The 18448-nt window shown below is 43.4% G+C and carries 15 protein-coding genes and 1 pseudogene; 12 read left to right on the top strand and 4 right to left on the bottom strand.

Going from position 1 to position 18448, the window contains the following annotated elements; all coding sequences use genetic code 11:
- Positions 1-45 precede the first annotated feature (45 nt).
- Positions 46-885, top strand: a complete 840-nt coding sequence (locus EO95_RS06765) for an ion transporter (protein WP_048133459.1) — start codon at positions 46-48, stop codon at positions 883-885.
- A gap of 474 nt (positions 886-1359) precedes the next feature.
- Here the strand turns inward: EO95_RS06765 and EO95_RS06760 are convergent, their stop codons facing one another.
- Entirely contained in the window at positions 1360-4002 is a 2643-nt protein-coding gene (locus tag EO95_RS06760) for a pectinesterase family protein (protein WP_048133458.1), read from the bottom strand.
- A gap of 483 nt (positions 4003-4485) precedes the next feature.
- Here EO95_RS06760 and EO95_RS06755 point away from each other — a divergent pair, with 483 nt between their 5' ends.
- The 3 genes from EO95_RS06755 to EO95_RS06745 all read left to right on the top strand — a co-directional run bounded on the left by EO95_RS06755 (position 4486) and on the right by EO95_RS06745 (position 6385).
- A complete protein-coding gene (locus EO95_RS06755) occupies positions 4486-5382 on the top strand; it encodes a D-aminoacyl-tRNA deacylase (RefSeq protein ID WP_048133457.1) in 897 nt (298 codons plus the stop codon).
- An 80-nt stretch (positions 5383-5462) separates the two neighbouring features.
- Positions 5463-5825, top strand: a complete 363-nt coding sequence (locus EO95_RS06750) for a DUF3147 family protein (protein WP_048133456.1) — start codon at positions 5463-5465, stop codon at positions 5823-5825.
- A gap of 131 nt (positions 5826-5956) precedes the next feature.
- Positions 5957-6385, top strand: a complete 429-nt coding sequence (locus EO95_RS06745) for a DUF3147 family protein (protein WP_048133455.1) — start codon at positions 5957-5959, stop codon at positions 6383-6385.
- Positions 6386-6470: 85 nt separating this feature from the next.
- Here EO95_RS06745 and EO95_RS18005 read toward each other — a convergent pair whose 3' ends face one another.
- Positions 6471-6632, bottom strand: coding sequence for a hypothetical protein (locus EO95_RS18005; RefSeq protein WP_200895013.1), 162 nt, complete (start codon positions 6630-6632; stop codon positions 6471-6473).
- Positions 6633-6957: 325 nt separating this feature from the next.
- Between EO95_RS18005 and EO95_RS06740 the strand changes: the two genes are divergently transcribed.
- The 4 genes from EO95_RS06740 (at position 6958) to EO95_RS18195 (ending at position 12780) form a co-directional block, all read left to right on the top strand.
- Complete coding sequence (locus tag EO95_RS06740) at positions 6958-8109, top strand: DUF2157 domain-containing protein (RefSeq protein ID WP_048133454.1); 1152 nt, start codon at positions 6958-6960, stop codon at positions 8107-8109.
- A gap of 91 nt (positions 8110-8200) precedes the next feature.
- Positions 8201-8776 (top strand): GDYXXLXY domain-containing protein, encoded by a 576-nt coding sequence (locus tag EO95_RS06735; RefSeq protein WP_048133453.1) that lies wholly within the window; start codon positions 8201-8203, stop codon positions 8774-8776.
- Between the two features lie 403 nt (positions 8777-9179).
- Positions 9180-9668: a MarR family winged helix-turn-helix transcriptional regulator gene (locus EO95_RS06730; protein WP_048133452.1), complete on the top strand. Its 489-nt coding sequence runs from the start codon at positions 9180-9182 to the stop codon at positions 9666-9668.
- A 436-nt stretch (positions 9669-10104) separates the two neighbouring features.
- Positions 10105-12780 carry a hydrophobe/amphiphile efflux-3 (HAE3) family transporter gene (locus EO95_RS18195; protein ID WP_048133451.1) on the top strand — a complete coding sequence of 892 codons (2676 nt, stop codon included), beginning with the start codon at positions 10105-10107 and terminating at the stop codon, positions 12778-12780.
- A gap of 390 nt (positions 12781-13170) precedes the next feature.
- Here the strand turns inward: EO95_RS18195 and EO95_RS06715 are convergent, their stop codons facing one another.
- On the bottom strand, positions 13171-14307 hold the full coding sequence (locus EO95_RS06715) for an aldo/keto reductase (protein WP_048133449.1): 1137 nt from the start codon (positions 14305-14307) through the stop codon (positions 13171-13173).
- A gap of 278 nt (positions 14308-14585) precedes the next feature.
- Between EO95_RS06715 and EO95_RS06710 the strand changes: the two genes are divergently transcribed.
- From EO95_RS06710 to EO95_RS06700, 3 genes are all read left to right on the top strand, one after another.
- The gene (locus EO95_RS06710) at positions 14586-14945 is read left to right on the top strand and encodes a carboxymuconolactone decarboxylase family protein (protein WP_048133448.1); all 360 of its coding nucleotides are present in this window, start codon (positions 14586-14588) and stop codon (positions 14943-14945) included.
- A 220-nt stretch (positions 14946-15165) separates the two neighbouring features.
- Entirely contained in the window at positions 15166-15714 is a 549-nt protein-coding gene (locus EO95_RS06705) for a DUF6141 family protein (protein WP_082105960.1), read from the top strand.
- A gap of 453 nt (positions 15715-16167) precedes the next feature.
- Complete coding sequence (locus EO95_RS06700) at positions 16168-16701, top strand: DUF6141 family protein (protein WP_235282896.1); 534 nt, start codon at positions 16168-16170, stop codon at positions 16699-16701.
- Between the two features lie 184 nt (positions 16702-16885).
- On the opposite strand, the gene EO95_RS06695 is transcribed toward EO95_RS06700, so the two are convergent.
- Positions 16886-17806, bottom strand: coding sequence for a hypothetical protein (locus EO95_RS06695; protein WP_048133447.1), 921 nt, complete (start codon positions 17804-17806; stop codon positions 16886-16888).
- A 304-nt stretch (positions 17807-18110) separates the two neighbouring features.
- Here EO95_RS06695 and EO95_RS06690 point away from each other — a divergent pair.
- Positions 18111-18448, top strand: a pseudogene (locus EO95_RS06690) (magnesium and cobalt transport protein CorA); the annotation flags it as partial.

Raw genomic sequence — 18448 nt, 5'->3', positions numbered from 1 at the left:
AAAAGTTAGATTGCATATCAAACTCTTGCTGCGTGGATGTTAACAATGGTTGCTTCAGTGAAAAATAACCCGCAAAATAGGCCGGCTGATAGTAATTGGCGAAATACGTTATATACAATAATATTTGAAGCCGACACTCCCGCCGGAAAGATTTTTGATGAAGTCCTGATTCTTACAATCCTGCTGAGTATTATTGTCGTTATGCTTGATAGCGTAAGTAATCTCGCAGCTTTATATGGCGGTTTGTTCTATTCCCTGGAATGGATTTTCACGATACTATTTACAGTGGAGTATCTTTTGCGCCTGATCTGTGTTGGGAGACCTCTCAAATACGCCACAAGTTTTTTTGGAATCATAGACTTGATGGCAATTCTTCCGACATATCTTAGCCTGCTTCTGCCAGGCGGCCGGTATCTGGTAGTGATCCGGGGTCTACGTTTACTCAGGGTTTTCAGGGTGCTCAAACTTGTCCAGTATCTTGGTGAAGCTGAGTTCTTGATAAGAGCTTTACGTGCAAGCCGGCGAAAAATAATCCTGTTCCAATTTACGGTTTTGACTCTGGTGGTGATATTGGGCTCCCTGATGTATGTTATTGAAGGGGCAGAGAGCGGGTTTACCAGCATACCCCGGAGCATCTACTGGGCAATCATAACACTTACAACCGTAGGATACGGGGACATAGTCCCTGAGACGAATCTCGGACAGGCACTGGCGTCATTTATCATGATAATAGGTTACAGCATCATAGCGGTTCCGACAGGTATTGTCACATCCGAGATGACCTATGCAAGCAGAAACCTTAAAGGAAAGGTGTGTCAAAATTGCAGTTTTGAGGGGCATGACAGCGATGCTAAATTCTGTAAGCGTTGCGGAGCAGAATTATAAGCTCATATTTGTCCGGTTTATCGATTCATTTCTGAGGCCTTAATAACCGGAATAGCCTTCTCCAGTCGTTATTGTTCCGGAAGCCAAAGGCTTCCGGCTTTTCCCTGAAAATACATAAAAAGCAGAGGAAAAAATGGAAGCGACAAAAAAAACTGTGCGATACAGCAAAAAAGCAGTAATATTTGAAAAAGGTGCATTTTCAGTATATTCTAAAGTTCTTTAGCCCAAACGTTAAAAAAATACTCCTGTTATATTTCCTTTTAAATTTCTTTTTGGGAAAGGGCCGCCAGGCAAGCTGGTGGAGGCTTCCTATCCCTTATAAGACAAAACGGTTTTTGGGTCAAAATAAGCATTCTGCAGACCGGAAAGCGGAAAATCTTCACGAAAAAGAAAAATGAAATAGAAGAAAAAAAGAAAGAGGGAAAGAGGGTAAAAGGAAAGAGAGAAAAGTAACCCCTCAATCATAATTTCGTTTTACTCTTTTCTGGTGGAGTAGAGAGTCGCCAGCATGCCTGTAACTGCGAATACAAGTTCAAATCCTGGGGTCTCTTTTCCTTCGTTATTTCCTCCGTTGTTTCCTTCTTCCCCGGAATCTTTTGTTACTTCAGAAGCTGTGGAGTTTTTGGATGTACCCGTATCTCCTGAGGAGGTAACCTGCATAACTGACCCGTCAGATTCGTCTTCTTCTTCATCAGACTCCTCCCCGGTTTCATCTGTCCCCACGGAGATTATCCTGGCTTCCCCTGTCCCGCTTCCGCCGCTTCCGCCGTTTCCGCTACTGATGCTCACCGAAGTGTATGAATCATAATCATCAGGCAAACCTTCGATGTTTCCGTAGACATCCGTTGCGACAGTGTAGAAGTAGTAGTCACCTGCTGAAGCGGTAGAGAACGTGAAGCTGCCAGTGCTGCTATCTCCGTATTTGCTCCAGTCCCCACCATCTTTCTTGTAGTAAAGCTCAACCATGTCCACACCGACACTTGCCAGGTTGGTAAACGTGGTACTGACGGTAAATGAAGCCGTGCCCGAACCGCTGGCTGTGGACGGGGCGCCTGCCTCGGAAAGAAGGACGAGCGGGTAGTAATCGGTTTGCGTGCCATGGTTGGTATTGTAATGACTGCTGGCAATATCGTATTCACTGTCGGCAATGCCGTCCCCGTCAGTGTCATAACTGCTTGAAAGAGTGCGGATTACCGGGGTGCTGAATGAGGTCTCGTTCCCGTACTGTCCTGCCCTTGCAACATGGACAAGCTCTTTTGCGTGTATGGAAGAATTGTTGCCCAGGTACAAACCGCTGTAGAGGGAAGTATCAAAGTAAGAATATTCAATCCTCTTAAAATTGAACCTGATGGTGCCGTTTTCATACAGCACAACCTGGAAATCGAGGGGGGATTCGCCGTACTCACGGTTATGATACGAATCCCCATATGTAATCACATGATAATCGATAACAGTCAGATTGCACGGGATGATGTTGTCCTCGGAATCAGTGTCTCCAGTTGAGTAACTTGTGTACCCGTACCACTGAACGTCCGGGAAAGTGCTTCCCATGAGGGCAGTTTCAACTGTATTTGATTTCATGGAAACCTGAACATTCTTTTCCCTGTCCTTTTCTGTTACAGCTTTTTCGCTAAAGGTTTCAGGTTCAGCAAAATTAACTGCGGAGGTATTTTCAACCCCAGGTTTTTCTGATGTGGCTGCAAGCTCGGTAAATGCAAAATTTTCTTCTTCATATCCTTCTGCGGTAAGGTCGTCACAGAGGGCAAATATGAACGTTTCGTCAGTATATGTGTCAACCCAGTGTTTGAGACCATACCAGGAAGAAGCATTAAGCTCTCCGGACCCTGCCGGAATTAGCTGGATCACCCCGTTGCTCCCGATCTGCATGCCGGTGTAGTTAACCCCGTCGAGGGTGAGGTTAAAGCCTATAGGGACCTTTTCCGAATAATCTTCATCTGACGTGTCATACCAGGTTGCATTGTCCCTGGTGGTGTTGATCCATTGATAAGAGGATTCAGTCAAAGAGTATTTGCGGTAAACGTCCCCGTAGTAGTTCCCGATATAAGAGCCGGAAACTTGATTGGACATATAGTCGTTGTTCGAATCATAGCTGTAAATGGCACGCCAAGTTTTGCCAATAACGTTTCCGTAGAAAGTGTTATCATAACAGTCGTAAAGGTAAATTCCGCTAGAATACTCCAGATTACCTTCATTTACCGTGTTACCGGTAAATGTGTTGCTGCTTGAAGAAGAAAGACAGATACCGTAGAGATTTTCCGTAAGATTATTGTTTTCCAGTTTCGAGTCCGTAGTATTATAAAGGAGTATTCCGAACCCTTCCTTTTCAATAGTCAGGTCTTTTACAGTGATATTTTTGCAGTCAATCAAGTAAAGAGTCCCTGCATTTGAAGATGAGTTTATTTCAAGATCCGAAACTTCAACAAGGTAATAAATTGGCTTTCCGTCTACGTTATTATTGGCATAGACAATATTGGTGTCCAGAGAATTACCATATGCGTAGAAATTGTAATTGTTGTCCTCCATCCGGTTTTCAGAAAGAATACTGTTGCTTGTAAAATTAAGAAATATGCCGTTTTCGTTGTTTGATGCTGTGTTATTTTCAAGCGTGTTGCTGCTCGAAGAATCAAGGTATATGCCGTTATAGTTGTCCGATGCTGTGTTATTTAGAATACTGCACCCTTCAACGGAATCAAGATAAATCCCACTATATGGATAGTTGACCGTCCCGGTTACGTTAAACCCATTGATCGTAACGGAATTTGCCATTATTTTGAAAACATGATCCTCTGAATTAGAAGCCTGAACCGTGGTAAGTCCGGGTCCGCGTTCGGAACGGATAGTCATGTTATCCTTATCCGCAGAGACAACGACGTTTTCAATGTATTTCCCTTGAGCCACAATTATCGTATCGTAATTGGATGCGTTATTTACGGCTTCCTGAATTGTCTGGTAATCCCCAGATCCGTCAGGGTTAACATGGATCTCACTGGCGGCTGCAGTGCCGATGCTTATCAAAAGGAGGACTGCGACTGCAGCCAGGCAAAACATTATATGAATGTTTATCTGGGTTCTTTCGGAAATATTCATCTGGATCATACCAAAATATTTAATGTGATCTATTATGTTATCCACAGTTTATATTTGCAATTTCTTAACTAATTTCAATGCAGTTTGTTGGCGCTTGGATGTGAAATTCACTCCTGAACCGCTTGAATCTATATAATTAAGTTATGTTATTTTTTTTAATTATGTAGTTAATATATTATAACTGTTTTTATGTCACTTTGAGCAGGGTTATAATAAATTAATGATTTATTTCAACAGGTGGCGGCTTCTTATTTTTTTCAGGACAAAAAGGTTCTTTGGATCGCAGTTAGCATTCTCCAAAAAGGGAAACGGGACTTTTTCCCGGAGGTCAAAAATAAAACAGCAATTTTTTTGATTAGAGCCGGAATTTTGGGGTTGGTTTTATCTATCTTTACGAATTCTAAAGGCAATTGTTTCTGAACAAAATTGTTTCTGAACGAAAGTCCAGAATAAATCAGGATAAATTCAGAAGAAAACCGGACTGATCTGACAATGACAGATATAAGTAAGCCAGAGAATGTAAATAATTCAAAAATCACCATCATCTGTTCTGCCCCTGACCTTTCCAGCCAGAACATCAAAACTCATCTTTTGCGCCTGAGGGAATGGAAACCCCTTGAACTCCCGCCAGAATCCGGATTTTCAGCAGCCAGAGAATCAGCGGATGGAAAATTCAGGCTTGTAGATATTGAAGAAATCCATGTTTTTCAGGATGGACTTGATAAAAAACTCGAAGCTGCAGGGCTGCCAGCTTCCCTGATAATTTTCGCATCCAAACACAGGAGCAAAGAGGAAATCAATTCCCTTACCGTGCACTGTACTGGAAATTCCTCGGGTGAAGCCAGGCTCGGGGGCCTCCCGAAATCCCTTGCAGTCGCTTCCCCGGCTGCTATGAAATCGATCCTGAGCGAAATGAAACGGCTTGTCGGAGAAAAGGGGCTGAAGTACGACGTAACTCTGGAAGTTACCCATCACGGTCCAACCGAACTCTCTGTACCCTCCATCTATGCCGAGATCGGCAGTACCGAAGTACAGTGGACAGACCCTGAAGCCGGAGAGGTTGCTGCAAAAGCTATTCTTGCAGTTTCTCTTGAAAAAGTGCCTGTAGCTGTCGGTTTCGGAGGCGGGCACTATGCCATGCGCCAGACAGGGCTTTTGCTTGAAACCGATATATCTTTCGGGCACAATTTCCCCAAATACCAGCTGGAATTCGCAGACGAAGCTCTTGTCCGGCAGGCGGTTGAGAAATCAAATGCCGAATTTGCTTACTTTGACCGGAAATCCATGAAAAGTGAAGACAAAAAACGGATCTCCGAAATTCTGGAAAAACTCGGGTTAAAAGTCTTAAAAGAGTCTGAAATTCGGGAGAAGTACGGCAGGGAAGAATAAAGTTCATTGCATGGCATCCCAATATCCATGGGTATTCCAGTACCCATAAAGGTCATTCTGGTATCCGGGGCAGAAACATCATGTTTAACATTGATCCGTTTTCTTTATTCCTCCGCTTCCTGTTCGGAGGAAGCGCGGTTTTAGCTTCCACCCTGATCGCCCGGACTTTCGGGGGCAGGCTCGGAGGAATCTTTGCTGCCTTTCCGGCAGTGTACCTGGCAGCAGTCATGGGCTTGAGCATGGAATATAAGGGTAGCGAACTGCTGTCTGTGACCGAGCAGCTTTCGAAAGGAGCATTGGTGGGAATGGCAGCAGACATCTGCTGTGCACTTGCCGCCAGCTACTTTATTCTCAGGTATGGATGGAAAAGAGGCCTTGGACTTGCCCTTCTTTTCTGGGCGGTGCTTGCTCCGCTGATTTACCTCGCATGGTTCGGGTTTTGAGAAGGGAAATACAAATCAAGGGAAAAACAATCAAGGAAAAAACAATCAAGGAAAATATCTTCAAAGGAAAAATATCAATCGAGGACTAAACCAATGGAAATCAAAACAAGCCCTGAATCACGAGGCAGCCCATGAAAGTTGATATCCGTGACCTGGGCCTGAGGTTCATCTTCGGGGGTCTGGCTGTCGCTGCCTGTTATGTTGTGCTCCAGCTCGTTCCTTCAAAATCTTTTGCAGGAATTTTTGCCGCTTTTCCTGCGGTAATGGCTGCAGCGGTCATCATGGCCGGACACTTCGGAAGCTCCGAACAGGCTGCCGATATCGCCCTTGGAGCCAGTGCAGGGATGCTGGGCTGCACCATGTGCGTGCTCACGGCCGCCTTTTGCATGGAACATCTGAACCGGTGGGGTTTGTCTCTGGCAATCGCCCTTATAGTCTGGTTTGTTAGTTCTTATGCAGCAATTATGCTGATGCAGGGCTTTCTGGAAAAAAGAAAAAGAATGACAGGGAATCGGCCAGCAGGAAAACAGCCTCTTGAAAGTTCCGGAAAACAGCCCTGAACTAGAAACATTTCTTCATGACTTATTTCCCGTACCCGTTCCTTCCTGATTTGTCCTTTTATAACATCCTGTTGCTCTTCAGGAGTTATTTTTTTACTTTCATCGGCTCTCCGCAACATGTTATGTTGCCTGTACAGCAAGTGTCGGTCGTGCAGCAGGCTTCTCCACATTCGTTTACTACCTTAAGTTCGAACCCGCACTCTTCACAAACAAGAATCTGACCTTCCTTCAATTCGCCGCAGTTCATTTCATGTCACCTCAATTTGCTTGATGTAAAAAATATGTAATTCAGGTTCAAACTGCTTTTGAAACAATGATTCTGAAGATTGTTCTATAAACTGAGAATCTTTTTGAACCTGAATCTAAAGGAAAAAAGAGGGAGGAGCAGAAGTTGAGATCCTGCCCCTATTTCGGCATGTAAAGCCTTATTCAAATCCACCGGAACTATCCTTTCTGGCCCCCTGTCCCAAACACAATTCCAAAAGCCATGATTATCATCTGGACCAGGGACAGGAATCGGGAGTTTATGTGCCTGAAAAGAAGTATATAGAACATATTGATATAATTTACATATGTTCGATGAAGACCTTATCCTGAAATGGCTGGATGAAGGCACCATTGATCACGTCCAGGCAGAAAAGATGAGGGAAGACCTTGCGGAGTATAACAGGGAACGCAGGTCAAAAAAACAAATCATTGCCTTTTCGACCATAGGGGCGATTTTAATCGGGATCGGTGCCATTCTGTTTGTGGCTTCCAACTGGGAAAAAATCGGGGATACTGTCAAGGTTTTGCTGCTTGTTGGAAGTACAGTGGGCATACATTATGCGGGTTATCTTTTAAAATACGAGAAACAGAAATACCCCCGGCTGGGTTCTGCCCTGATTTTACTCTCAGCCCTGCTCTTTGGAGCCAGCTTCTTTTTAATTGCCCAGATTTACAATATCAACGCCAACAACAGTACCCTTGTCCTTATCTGGGTCCTTGGAGTTTTTCCCCTGATCTACGGCTACCGGTCCGCTCCAATTGCCGGGCTTTGTTCCCTGCTCTTTTATCTCTGGATTAGCCTTCTGTACCTGGAAAGGACTGACCTTAATAAATTGATTAACATCTGGGACCTCTACCTCATATCAGGCATTTCCATCTATTTTATAGGGGTTTTGCACGGGCTGGCAGAAAAAGTAAAACATGCTGAAACCGCGTTTAAGTTTATGGGGCTGCAGGCAGTACTCTTTGCATTATTTGTACACACTTTCGAACTTGGGGAATACCAGGTTGAAAAAATAGTTCCTGTGATTTACGCCATCTCAGGAATCCTATTCCTGGCAGTCCTGCTCCCAAAATCACTCCGAGAAAGGCTTAAAGGCTTTCAGACCGATGTGAGCATATCCATAGTTGCATTGTTAATGGCAGGGATCACACTCACAACAATATACAGCCCTGCATCGGAAAAAATTTACATGATTCTTTTCAATATTATCTTCCTCGGACTTTTGACCTTGCTCCTGTATGCCGGGTACAGCACCGAAAATATAGGGATAGTAAATACCACAATGTTCTGGTTTGTCCTCCTGATTTTTGCGAGATATTTTGACTTCTTCTGGGAACTGCTTCCAAGATCACTCTTTTTCATGCTTGGAGGGCTTGTCCTGCTTTTCATAAGTGTTGTTCTGGAAAGAAAAAGAAGGGAATTGAAGGTCCAGTTTTCAGGAGGGGAACAATGACAGGAACAATGACAGGAACAATGAAAAGCAGCTGTTTGGGATTAAAGGGCTATGAAACTATGGCTCTTTCAGGAGCAGGGGGAATCCGGGGATGAATCAAAAGAAGATCTTTTATCTCACGATAGTCTTCTGGCTCCTGATCTTTTCAGGTTTTATCCTGTACAAAGAATATACCCTGAGAACCGGGACAGAAGTCGTACTTAAAACCGAACCTGTAGACCCGAGGGACCTTTTCAGGGGAGACTACGTGATCCTTAATTACGAGATCAGTACCCTGGACCTGGATGAGGTGGCAGCTGAGGATACTTCTTTTGAGTATAATGACCGGATATACCTGGCACTTGCACTGGAAGACGGGTACGGAGTGCCCAAAAAAGTGTACAGGAATCCTCCCGGTGATGAACTTTATATCAAAGGCACAGTAAAAGAACTGATCTACGACTGGGAAGAAGATGAAGACGGCATTATAACAGAAGAACCCCAAATTAAAGAACTCAGAGTTGAGTACGGTATTGAGAGTTATTTTGTCCCCGAAGGCAGGGGGCTAGAGATCGAAAGTCAACAGTGGACCGGGGAAGAAGGAGTCGATGTAAAGGTTGTTGTTGACAAATATGGAAATGCCGTAATTAAGAGCTTATTGATTGACGGAAAAGAGGTTGAAATTTAACTCCGGGAGCGCGGAGACATAGCGGGAAGTCCCCTCCTTCGCCTTCATCAGAAAATAGGTGGGGGTAGTTCACGGAGGCGTGTAAGAAATTAAAATTCCTTAACAACCTGTATTTCAGGCAGAGACTTTTTTATAAATCTGCCTGAATATATTCCATCCATAATCATTTTTTGAATGTTTAATGAGATTTTTATAAATATTCGATAAACTTAAATATCATCTAATTAATTTGTTGTAAATATCAATTATTTATAATTGCATCAGTTGTGGCTGTCAAACAGTATGTTTTCATTATATGAAAATAAAGTAGATCATCAGACGCTTACAGACCGACGCTGTAATCTGGCTATGGTATCCATGCATCTGTACTCTGCAGTTACATGTATGGCGTCCTGGAGGAAGCATGTTAGATGATCAAAAAATAAGAGAAATCAGGCTGTTGATGCTTGAAAGGACAGTACTTTTCAACAAATTGTTCGAAAGAAACGTCTATCAAAAAATATCCCAGGCCAGATTGGACGAACTCGAAAAACTCAGCAAACAACAGCCTCTTGCCATCATAATAATTGGCACGGCAGGAGAAATAATTCCTTCATATCTCGGCCTGTGCATGAATCTGGACAGGAGCAGCCTCTCAAGGATGATAGATTCCCTGGAGCATAAAGATATTGTCAGGAGAAGAATAGACCCAAATGACCGCAGAAGAGTTCCGGTATCCCTTACTGAGAAAGGGAAAAGGTACTATGAGATCCTGAACAAGAAAATGGAAGAAGTTGACGCTTTTCTAATGGGACATCTTGAGGAACAGGACATCAAAGATTATGAAGAATGCCTTAAAACAGAGGTGCGGATCATGAAGAAAATCGATTCCGTAAAGGAGGCAGGAAATTGATCCTGGAAAGAATAAATCCCGAAAGAACGGATTCAAGCATTAGGTCCTATATGACGGATTCTCCTGATAAAACATTTACAGAACTCGGTCCCCTGCACCCGGGGATCTGAGCAAGCATTTTTTCAGGGGGTCCTATGAAAAATATCCTTACCTGATTATTAGAGATAATGCTAATCTAAGCCGGATTTCCTCAGTAGACATCAAGATACCAGGAAAATTTTTTGAATAATTTTCATGGAGAAATCAGTTTTGACTAGCTGTGGCTGTGGATTTTTTCCTGAAAAACTGCTGATGGTGCTTATGATCTTCCAGTAAAATCTGAATTCCACAAAATTTGAAAATTCCAGTGAGACCTGAGAGTCCAGGTAAAATCTGTCAAAAATAAAGATTGTTCAGAAACAAAAAGAGTAAACGCAGCCTGTAAGGGGGTACTGCCATAAAAAACATATTCGAAAAATTAGGGGTTTTTATTCAGAGTAACCGCCCAACTATAATTGCTGTCATGTTTCTTCTGATCCTGCTGTCCCTTGAAGGGGCACAGATGATTGAGATGGCGTCAGGGACGGAAACTTTTGTCTCCAAAGGCACGCAACTGTATAAAGATTATGATCACCTTTTCAAGAAAAACTTCCAGACCGAGAACATTATAGTGATGGTTGAGGGAACCGAGGTCAAATCTTCAGCCGTTATGAAAGCCGCAGATAGGCTGGAACATAATATGCTGACCGTCCCGGGAGTTCTGTCTGTCACAAGCCCTGCTACCCTGATAAAGCAAATCAATTACAAAGTCTCCGGAAGGGCAAAAGTCCCGGATTCAGATCGGGAAGTCCAGGATATACTTAATATCCAGCCGGGAATGTTCGAATCTCTCATGCCTGACGATACTCATATGGTCCTCGTGATCAAAGTCGCAGGCAGTTCAACTGACCAGCAGAGGGGAGACATCCTTAATACCCTGGACATTTCCCTGAAAGAAGCCGGTTTTCCTCCTGGCTATGGCCTCATTGTTACTGGTTCCCCCGCCCTGAGACTTGATATTAACAAAGAGATAAGCCAGAGCATGGGCATCCTGCTCGGGATAGCTTCCCTCTTGATGATTGTCGTGCTCCTCCTGGTCTTCAGGCATGTAAGGTGGGGGCTGCTTCCTTTACCGGTTGTGCTGCTGGGAGTCCTTTTTACTTTCGGGCTTATGGGATATGCCGGAGTGCCCATGACAATGGTATCTATGGCAGCTTTTCCTGTCCTGATAGGATTGGGGATTGACTATGCTATCCAGTTCCATAACAGGATGGAAGAGGAAATCCGTGCTGGAAAAAGTTCAGGAAAAGCCCTTGTCCTCACCATAAAACACACAGGTCCTGCCGTCTTGATAGCCCTGGCAATGACTGCTCTTGGCTTTATCCCCCTTTTTACCTCCACCATACCCATGATCCAGGATTTTGGGAAATTGCTCCTGATAGGGGTTGTCATGTGTTACATCTCTGCGCTCTTTTTCGGACTGGTAATCCTTTACAGCTTCGACTGGATTTCCAGGACGAATCCATTTGGGTTGTTTAAGAAGAAAAAAGAAGAACTCGATACCGAAATTGATCCTTTCAATTCTTCCGCGGCAAAGGTGCAGAAGGCCCAAGCTCTTGAAAGATTCCTTATGAAAGTCGCCGACTTTGCCATAGAACATTCACGGGTCATCCTGGTGATTTCCCTGCTTACATGTTTTATGGGGATTTATGTAGACCAGGCAATCCCTATCCAGACCGACATTATTACCGATCAAAGTGTGACGATGATTGACATAATCAGTGCCCTTACAAGTGGGAGGGTATTTATGATAATGTTTGGAATTTTCTTAGGACTGGTAGCCCTTTACAGCTTCTACTGGATTTCCAGGAAGAACCCCTTCGGGTTGTTTAATAAGAAAGACGAAAAAATCGAACCCGAAACCGATCCTTCCAATTCTGCAATGGCAGAAGTCCAGAAAGCCAAAGCCCTTGAAAGAGCCCTTATAAAGATCGCCGACTTTACCATAGAACATTCACGGATCATCCTGGTGATTTCCCTGCTTACATGTTTTGCTGGGATTTATGCAGACCAGTCAGTCCCTATCCAGACCGACACAAATACTTTCATTCCCCAGGACATGCCTTCCCTTGTAAATTATAAACAAATGCAGGACCTGATTTCCGGAACCGGAGACCATCTAAACATTATTCTTAAAGTAAAGGATAACAGTGACCCGGAAGTTCTGAAGTGGATGGATGAGTTTAGCCAGTATGAAGTTAAAAACCGGGGCCATGTGTACGAGGCTACGAGTATTGTAGACCTTTTAAAGGAAAAAAACGGCGGTACCATACCCGAAACTTCTGAAGAAATACGGAAAATATACGGGGAAATCCCGGAAAGCCAGAAAAAAGGATACATACAGGGCAGCCAGTTGCTGACAATTGACCTTGATATAGGGCAGGCCATGGAGAACCTCGAGATAACAGGCATTAAAGAACTGCGGGATATTGTAGGGGAAGACCTACAGTGGCTGCAGCCGCCCCCCGAAGTTACTGTAATTATTACCGGTCAAAGTGTGGCGATGATTGATATCATCAGTGCCCTTACAAGCGGGAGGGTCTTTATGACCATGCTTGGAATAGTGCTGGTGTTACTTGGGCTGCTTGTGGTTTACAGGGACTACGTAAAAGCGCTCTCCCCGATCGTCCCCATGTTTATTGTAGTGGGCTGGTCAGGCCTCGTCATGTCCGGGCTGGGCCTTTCATACACGCCAATGACCGCGGTGCTTGGAGCCCTGATCCTGGGTGTGGGGTCCGAATATTCTATCCTGATGATGGAACGCTACTTTGAGGAAAAGGAAAACGGCCTGGACCCTGTGGAAGCAATCAACCAGGCTATGACAACCACCGGCTCAGCTCTGATAGCTTCGGGAGCTACAACGGTCTTTGGGTTTTCAGCCCTTATTTTCTCCCCCTTCCCCATCCTGAGCAATTTCGGGCTTGTTACGGTCATTGATGTTTTCCTGGCAATCTTCGTCACCTTCGTGGTCTTCCCACCCCTGATTGTGATGATGGACACTCACCGGGAGAAGAAAAAAGCAGGAATAGCCTGAGAAAAGGATGAAAACCATGGGAGCGGCTCAGGGATCAAATGCCTTTTTTCAACTCTTTTTTCTTTTTGGTCCGGTCCTTAGCCACTCCATGCACTTACATTGCAAGCGGAATCTACTTCTTAAATGGAATATTCCCGCTTTTTGCAAAAAGATAATATCTGAAAATTTAATTAAAAACTCGATTTGTTTGAATTTTAGGATCCTGTTAGCTGATGACTATTATCTGACGCTCTCAAATATAGCGATCGTCCCCTGCTACATGGTTAATATTTTGGCATTAGAGCTCTCGGCACGGCTATTGATCACGTTTATATCTACTGTACGCAGACGGGATCAAGCCTTGTACGGTGCGTGAAAAGAAAGAACGTAAAAAAATTGGGGGTCTGCTCTTCACCCCTCCATAAACTCCTTAACTTCCTTCAACATCTCTCTTATCTTAATATTCTGCGGGCAAACCTCCTCACATTCCCCGCACTCAACGCAGTTCCCGACTTTTTCCTCCGGAGACAGAAGGACTCCATACTGGAATCTGGCATTTGCCACGTCATCGAGCATAAAAACGTCATTAAGGTAACTGAGGTTTCGTGGGATATTTACTCCTGAGGGGCAGGGCATGCAGTACTTGCAGCCGGTGCAGTTGACCTTTGTCCGGGTTCTGTAGATCTCCTTAACTTCTGCGATCAGGCTTTTTTCCTCGGCTGAAAGGGAGTTCGGGTGCCCTTCTTCCGCAATTCTCAGGTTTTCTTTCAGGTGCTCTATTTCCGACATCCCGCTCAGGACAACACTGATTTCGGGATAGTCCCAGAGGTAGCGAAAAGCCCATTCTGCCGGGCTTCTTTTAGTCCCGGCTCCGGCCCATACCTTCCGGGCTGCTTCCGGGACTTTTGATGCGAGGTTCCCGCCCCTCAAAGGTTCCATGATAACGACGGCAAGCCCCTTTTCAGCTGCATATTTCAGGCCCTCGACTCCTGCCTGGTAGTCCTCATCAAGGAAATTGAACTGGATCTGGCAGAGCGCCCAGGGGTAGGCGTCCACGACTTCCTTGAAAACGTCCAGCTCGTCGTGGAAGGAAAAACCGGTGTATTTGATTTTTCCGGCTGCAAGGGCTGAGTCAAGGAATTCGATAATGCCGAGTTCCTTTAGTTTTTCCCAGTAACTCTTTTTTACGGCGTGCAGGAGGTAGAAGTCGATGCAGTCCGTCCGGAGCTTTTCAAGCTGCTCGTTTAAGAAACGGTCCATGTCCTCCCTGGTCTTCACGCGCTTGCAGGAAAGCTTGGTTGCCAGGTGGACTTTTTCCCGGTAGCCATCGGCAAGGGCTTTTCCCAGGAAAACCTCGTTCATCCCTCCGTGATAGGAGTATGCCGAATCAACGTAATTTACCCCGTGGTCAATGGCGTAACGGAGGAGTTCAGTTGCCTTTTCCTCGTCTATTTTCTCGGGCGCTCCTTCGAGAACGGGAAGCCTCATGCAGCCGTAGCCAAGAATCGATACCTTTTCGCCCGTGTTTCCTAATTTGCGGTATAACATTTTTTTGCCCCGGTGATCGTGTCTGCCCGACAATATATGGGTAATGGCTCTAAACCTTTGCCGCCCGAATTGCGACTCGCCCGAATTGCGCCTCGGGATCACAGGAAATCGGAGATTTTCTGGGAGTTGCTATGTAATCGCAACAGCCCGCAGTCCGTTTCGCTTCGCTCAAGCGGACTATTTTATGGGTTTTAGTAGTTAGTTTTTCTCAAGCTGATCCGAAACACTGTTAAGAGATACTGTTATATCCGATCCTTGCCTATCACATATCGATAATTATGGGGAAGAATATCCACGAAATCAAAGAAGTAAAGGGCTTTTTGCCCAGGTCTGTTGTTTATGCTGAAAAGATAAATGAGGATTTTGGCGAAGGGCTTGCAGGCTTTTATAAAGCTATCTGGGCTGAAAGGGAAGGCGGGCTTTCCATGAAACAGAAGCACCTGATGGTCTTTGCTATCGCCTGCTCCAACAACAACACGGAAAGCGCAGTCAAGATCCTGGAAAGGCTTCATAAATTCGGAGCTACAAGGGCTGAGATCTCGGACGCCATGATGATGGCTGCCTGGACCGGCGGGATTCAGAATTTCACGGATTTCAGTGCAGCTGTACTGAAGGAAATGGATAAACTGGGCTATTAAAAAGCCATATTTCTCTACTTTTTTATTTCTCTACTTTTTTAGAATCCTTTTTAAATCAGTTTGTCGTTTTAGTTATTATAATTCCTATGTAGGTTTATTCTCATGGGAGTATACAATATTTCACTCCTGGAATACTTTCTATAAATTTTCTATCATATTTCATAAAACTCTCCTGTAAATTCCATAAAATATTAATAAAATATTCGGAGACCGGCAAAAAATGTACTGCACAACTGAAGGAATGAGCAGGATACGTAATCCAGTTCTCTTTAGAGAAGTCCAGAAGATGGATCAGGTGTGGATCAGGCTTGTTGTTGGTATTCCGGTATTTTTTTCCTGGTACGGTGCCTACCAGCAGCTCTTTCTCGGGAAACCTTTTGGGAACAATCCTGCTCCTGACTGGATGATGCTTGTCTTATTGCTGGTTTTCGGGGTTCTTTTCCCTCTTTTATTCTATTCCCTCAAAATGATCACCGAAGTCAGGAAAGATGGCCTGTATGTCTGCTTTTACCCTTTTCATTTTTCTTTCAGATCCTTTCCTTTCGAGACTATCCAGAGTTACGAAGTCATAACCTACAGCCCAATCAGGGATTACGGAGGTTGGGGGATACGCTACGGGTTAAAAGGGACTGCATACAATGCAAAGGGTAACAGGGGCGTTCTTTTAGAATTTGCGGAAGGGAGCAAAGTAAAAAAGCTGATGATTGGCTCTCAGGTCCCGGAAAGACTTTCCGAAGCTATTAACAGGGCAATAAAAAAGCAGACTTAAAGGATAATTCTGCCAGTTTTTCAGGCTTTTAACTTCAATATCTGTAATCCAAAAACAATTTTAATTTTCTCACATATAAATTTTTCCAGAATGTTTTTGTATTTAACATTTTATCCCAGATTTTCTTTAAGCATTTTATCACTATAGTTAATTTTTGATCATTAATTGTATTTTTAAATTAAATCTGATATAATATTCCTATTTTTTTCGGAAGGTTTATTTACTCTGTTTTAGTAGATAAAAATAAAAAGATTTTCAATTAATTGACTTTTAAAGTCAAAAATATTATCAAGCAGACATTTACTTATTAAATCAGTTTCTTTAAAAAGCATGTCTTCGGATTAAGGTACGACATGTATTTTCTGTGAGGTTACTAAAGTAGGTGTAAGGTGCCTGTTTCGTATAATAAGAGCATTGCCTGATAAGTTCTGTAAGGAATGCGTTGATCAGTGTATGTGTCTGGTTAGTTCATACTATAAGGGAGGGATTGTCACGGTACATCCGGAAACAGGTTTGATTTTTAGAGAAGTACAGGATCTGCATAATAACGTTTTTTTGGTTTCTGTCCTCTATCCTGCCCTTCTGCTCTGGTACGTCGGGATCTACAGCCTGGTCTTCGGAAAACCTGCAGGGGTTCAGAATATCCCTGACCTCTACATATTAGCTCTCTGGTTTGTCTTTGGGGTATTTTTTCCTCTTTTGTTCCACTGTACAAAACATATAACCGAAGTTAGAAGGGACGGAATCTATATCCGTTTAATACCTCTGAATACCTCATTTAAGAAAATCCCTATTTATGTGGTTGAAGATTGCAGGATTCAGGCATATGACCCTTTTATCGGAAAGAATTGCAAAGATACGACTCTTTCCAGGAGAGCAAATTTTTTTGTAATCCTGAAACTCATAACCGGGAAAAGAGTAGTTATCAGCTCTAAGAATCCAAAAGAACTCCATCAGGCGATTATGTCTGCCGTGGCCAGCTTTTGATCAAAGACTAAAGGATTGTGGGATTATAATGGAACTCTTTTACAGAAAGAGAATTATCATTTTTTGAGATGTGACGTAAAGAAGCCCATACATTGACTATAGAATGGTTACATTCGAAACTATAGCCGGGTATTAAAAGTGTAATTAATTGCTGAGTTGACTATAAAAAAATGAAAGGAAGAAATTACTTCCTTTCTTTTGCATACGCAACAATTGCGTCCTTGACCCCGTATTTGAAGGCAACCACAATCGCAATTCCCCAAGCCAGCGGCCCGAAGAAGAGGTAGAGGATACTGGTATCAATCAGCATTGTGTCCAGGGCAACCAGGACAAGAATAAGAAGCAGGAAGCCCCTTAGGAGGGGAAGAATTATATCTGTCCCTTCTATATCCATGCTTTTGACAGTAACACTCAGGTAGTCCATTACCAGATCTATAGAAAGAATTCCTATCATCAGGATCAGGATGGCTATGATTACACGTGGCAAATACTGAGTGATATCTATCAACAGTTGAGTAATCATGGTCTGCTGCAGGATATCCGATGCAGCCGTGAGGAAGATCAGGTACCCGAATATTCTAACTATTCCAGCTATAATGCCTGAAGCTGTCAGTCCTCCGGATCTAACTGAAGCTCCGAGAGCTGTCTGTTCAAACTTATCATCCACTCCGGTTGAACTAAGTACCTTCTGGAGTAGATCGCTGATGAAATCAACAATCAGCAAACCTATGAGCAGGACAATGAGAGCAGAGATCACAAGCGGAATATAGAATATTATGATCTCGACAAAGCTGTTCACTACCTCAATATTTAGAAGATCCAGGATGATTAAGGCGAAAATGATGTAGACGAACCAGCGGATGACTGCATCAAAAAAGCCGACCGTACTCATCTGTGCTCTTCTTAGCATTCCCCCTATCACCGTTTTGTCGACCAGATCATCGAGTCCGATTTTATCCAGTATCTTTGCCCCGATCTTCCCGAGAGCTTTCCCCAATACTATCCCTACAATAAGAAGAAGAATTATGGCCACTAATGTCGGAATAAATGCTATAAACTGATCAAACATATCGTATAGACTATTCGTAATCTCCGTTTGAACCATATTAATCACCCCTATATCCAGTTTCAAAACTGACAATCTTTCCAAATTCCCCTATTTTTTGGAAAACCTAATATTATATTTATTATAATATTCTATTTAATGAATAATACATAAAATTATCTGCAATTTATCTGCACATTTAAAAACTCATTTCCAGGCTGAGAGTCGGGTTATGCTGAATATTATAGAACCGGTTTCAATAGCTTAATAATTATATTCCAAGAAAAAAACCATACATAGGCTTAAATCAGTGAAGTTTTAATTAAATAAGATACTTATTTTTATTATAAAGTGAGGCAAAGCCGTGAAACCGGAAACTTTGGGAGGAAGACAATCAAATGTCGGGCTTGCCCCCGGAACTCTTGTCCACGTGGGGGAAAAAAAGGTAGAGAAGGTCGTAATTCAGGCATGGATCTATAACAACGAGAAACTTATCGAAAAAGAACTGCAGACCGTGGAGGAATGTCAGGCTTTAAAAGACCAGCCTGGAATGAATTTATGGATAAATGTCGACGGTCTAGACCGGATTGAGGTTATAGAAAAGCTCGGGAAATATTTTAAGATCCACCCTCTGACTCTCGAAGACATACTAAACACGGGGCAACGGCCCAAGATGGAAGACTATGAGTCCTACATCTACAC

The sequence above is a fragment of the Methanosarcina sp. 1.H.T.1A.1 genome (assembly GCF_000979295.1).
Lineage (GTDB): Archaea > Halobacteriota > Methanosarcinia > Methanosarcinales > Methanosarcinaceae > Methanosarcina.
Note: the sequence above shows the minus strand (reverse complement) of the source record. Positions and strands in the feature narration are given on the sequence as shown.

Excerpts from the sequence above, each read along its gene's own strand:
- EO95_RS06765 (WP_048133459.1), top strand. The coding sequence starts at position 46 with ATGGTTGCTTCAGTGAAAAATAACCCGCAAAATAGGCCGGCTGATAGT.
- EO95_RS06760 (WP_048133458.1), bottom strand. The coding sequence starts at position 4,002 with ATGATCCAGATGAATATTTCCGAAAGAACCCAGATAAACATTCATATA.
- EO95_RS06755 (WP_048133457.1), top strand. The coding sequence starts at position 4,486 with ATGACAGATATAAGTAAGCCAGAGAATGTAAATAATTCAAAAATCACC.
- EO95_RS06750 (WP_048133456.1), top strand. The coding sequence starts at position 5,463 with ATGTTTAACATTGATCCGTTTTCTTTATTCCTCCGCTTCCTGTTCGGA.
- EO95_RS06745 (WP_048133455.1), top strand. The coding sequence starts at position 5,957 with ATGAAAGTTGATATCCGTGACCTGGGCCTGAGGTTCATCTTCGGGGGT.
- EO95_RS18005 (WP_200895013.1), bottom strand. The coding sequence starts at position 6,632 with ATGAACTGCGGCGAATTGAAGGAAGGTCAGATTCTTGTTTGTGAAGAG.
- EO95_RS06740 (WP_048133454.1), top strand. The coding sequence starts at position 6,958 with ATGTTCGATGAAGACCTTATCCTGAAATGGCTGGATGAAGGCACCATT.
- EO95_RS06735 (WP_048133453.1), top strand. The coding sequence starts at position 8,201 with ATGAATCAAAAGAAGATCTTTTATCTCACGATAGTCTTCTGGCTCCTG.
- EO95_RS06730 (WP_048133452.1), top strand. The coding sequence starts at position 9,180 with ATGTTAGATGATCAAAAAATAAGAGAAATCAGGCTGTTGATGCTTGAA.
- EO95_RS06715 (WP_048133449.1), bottom strand. The coding sequence starts at position 14,307 with ATGTTATACCGCAAATTAGGAAACACGGGCGAAAAGGTATCGATTCTT.
- EO95_RS06710 (WP_048133448.1), top strand. The coding sequence starts at position 14,586 with ATGGGGAAGAATATCCACGAAATCAAAGAAGTAAAGGGCTTTTTGCCC.
- EO95_RS06705 (WP_082105960.1), top strand. The coding sequence starts at position 15,166 with ATGTACTGCACAACTGAAGGAATGAGCAGGATACGTAATCCAGTTCTC.
- EO95_RS06700 (WP_235282896.1), top strand. The coding sequence starts at position 16,168 with ATGTGTCTGGTTAGTTCATACTATAAGGGAGGGATTGTCACGGTACAT.
- EO95_RS06695 (WP_048133447.1), bottom strand. The coding sequence starts at position 17,806 with ATGGTTCAAACGGAGATTACGAATAGTCTATACGATATGTTTGATCAG.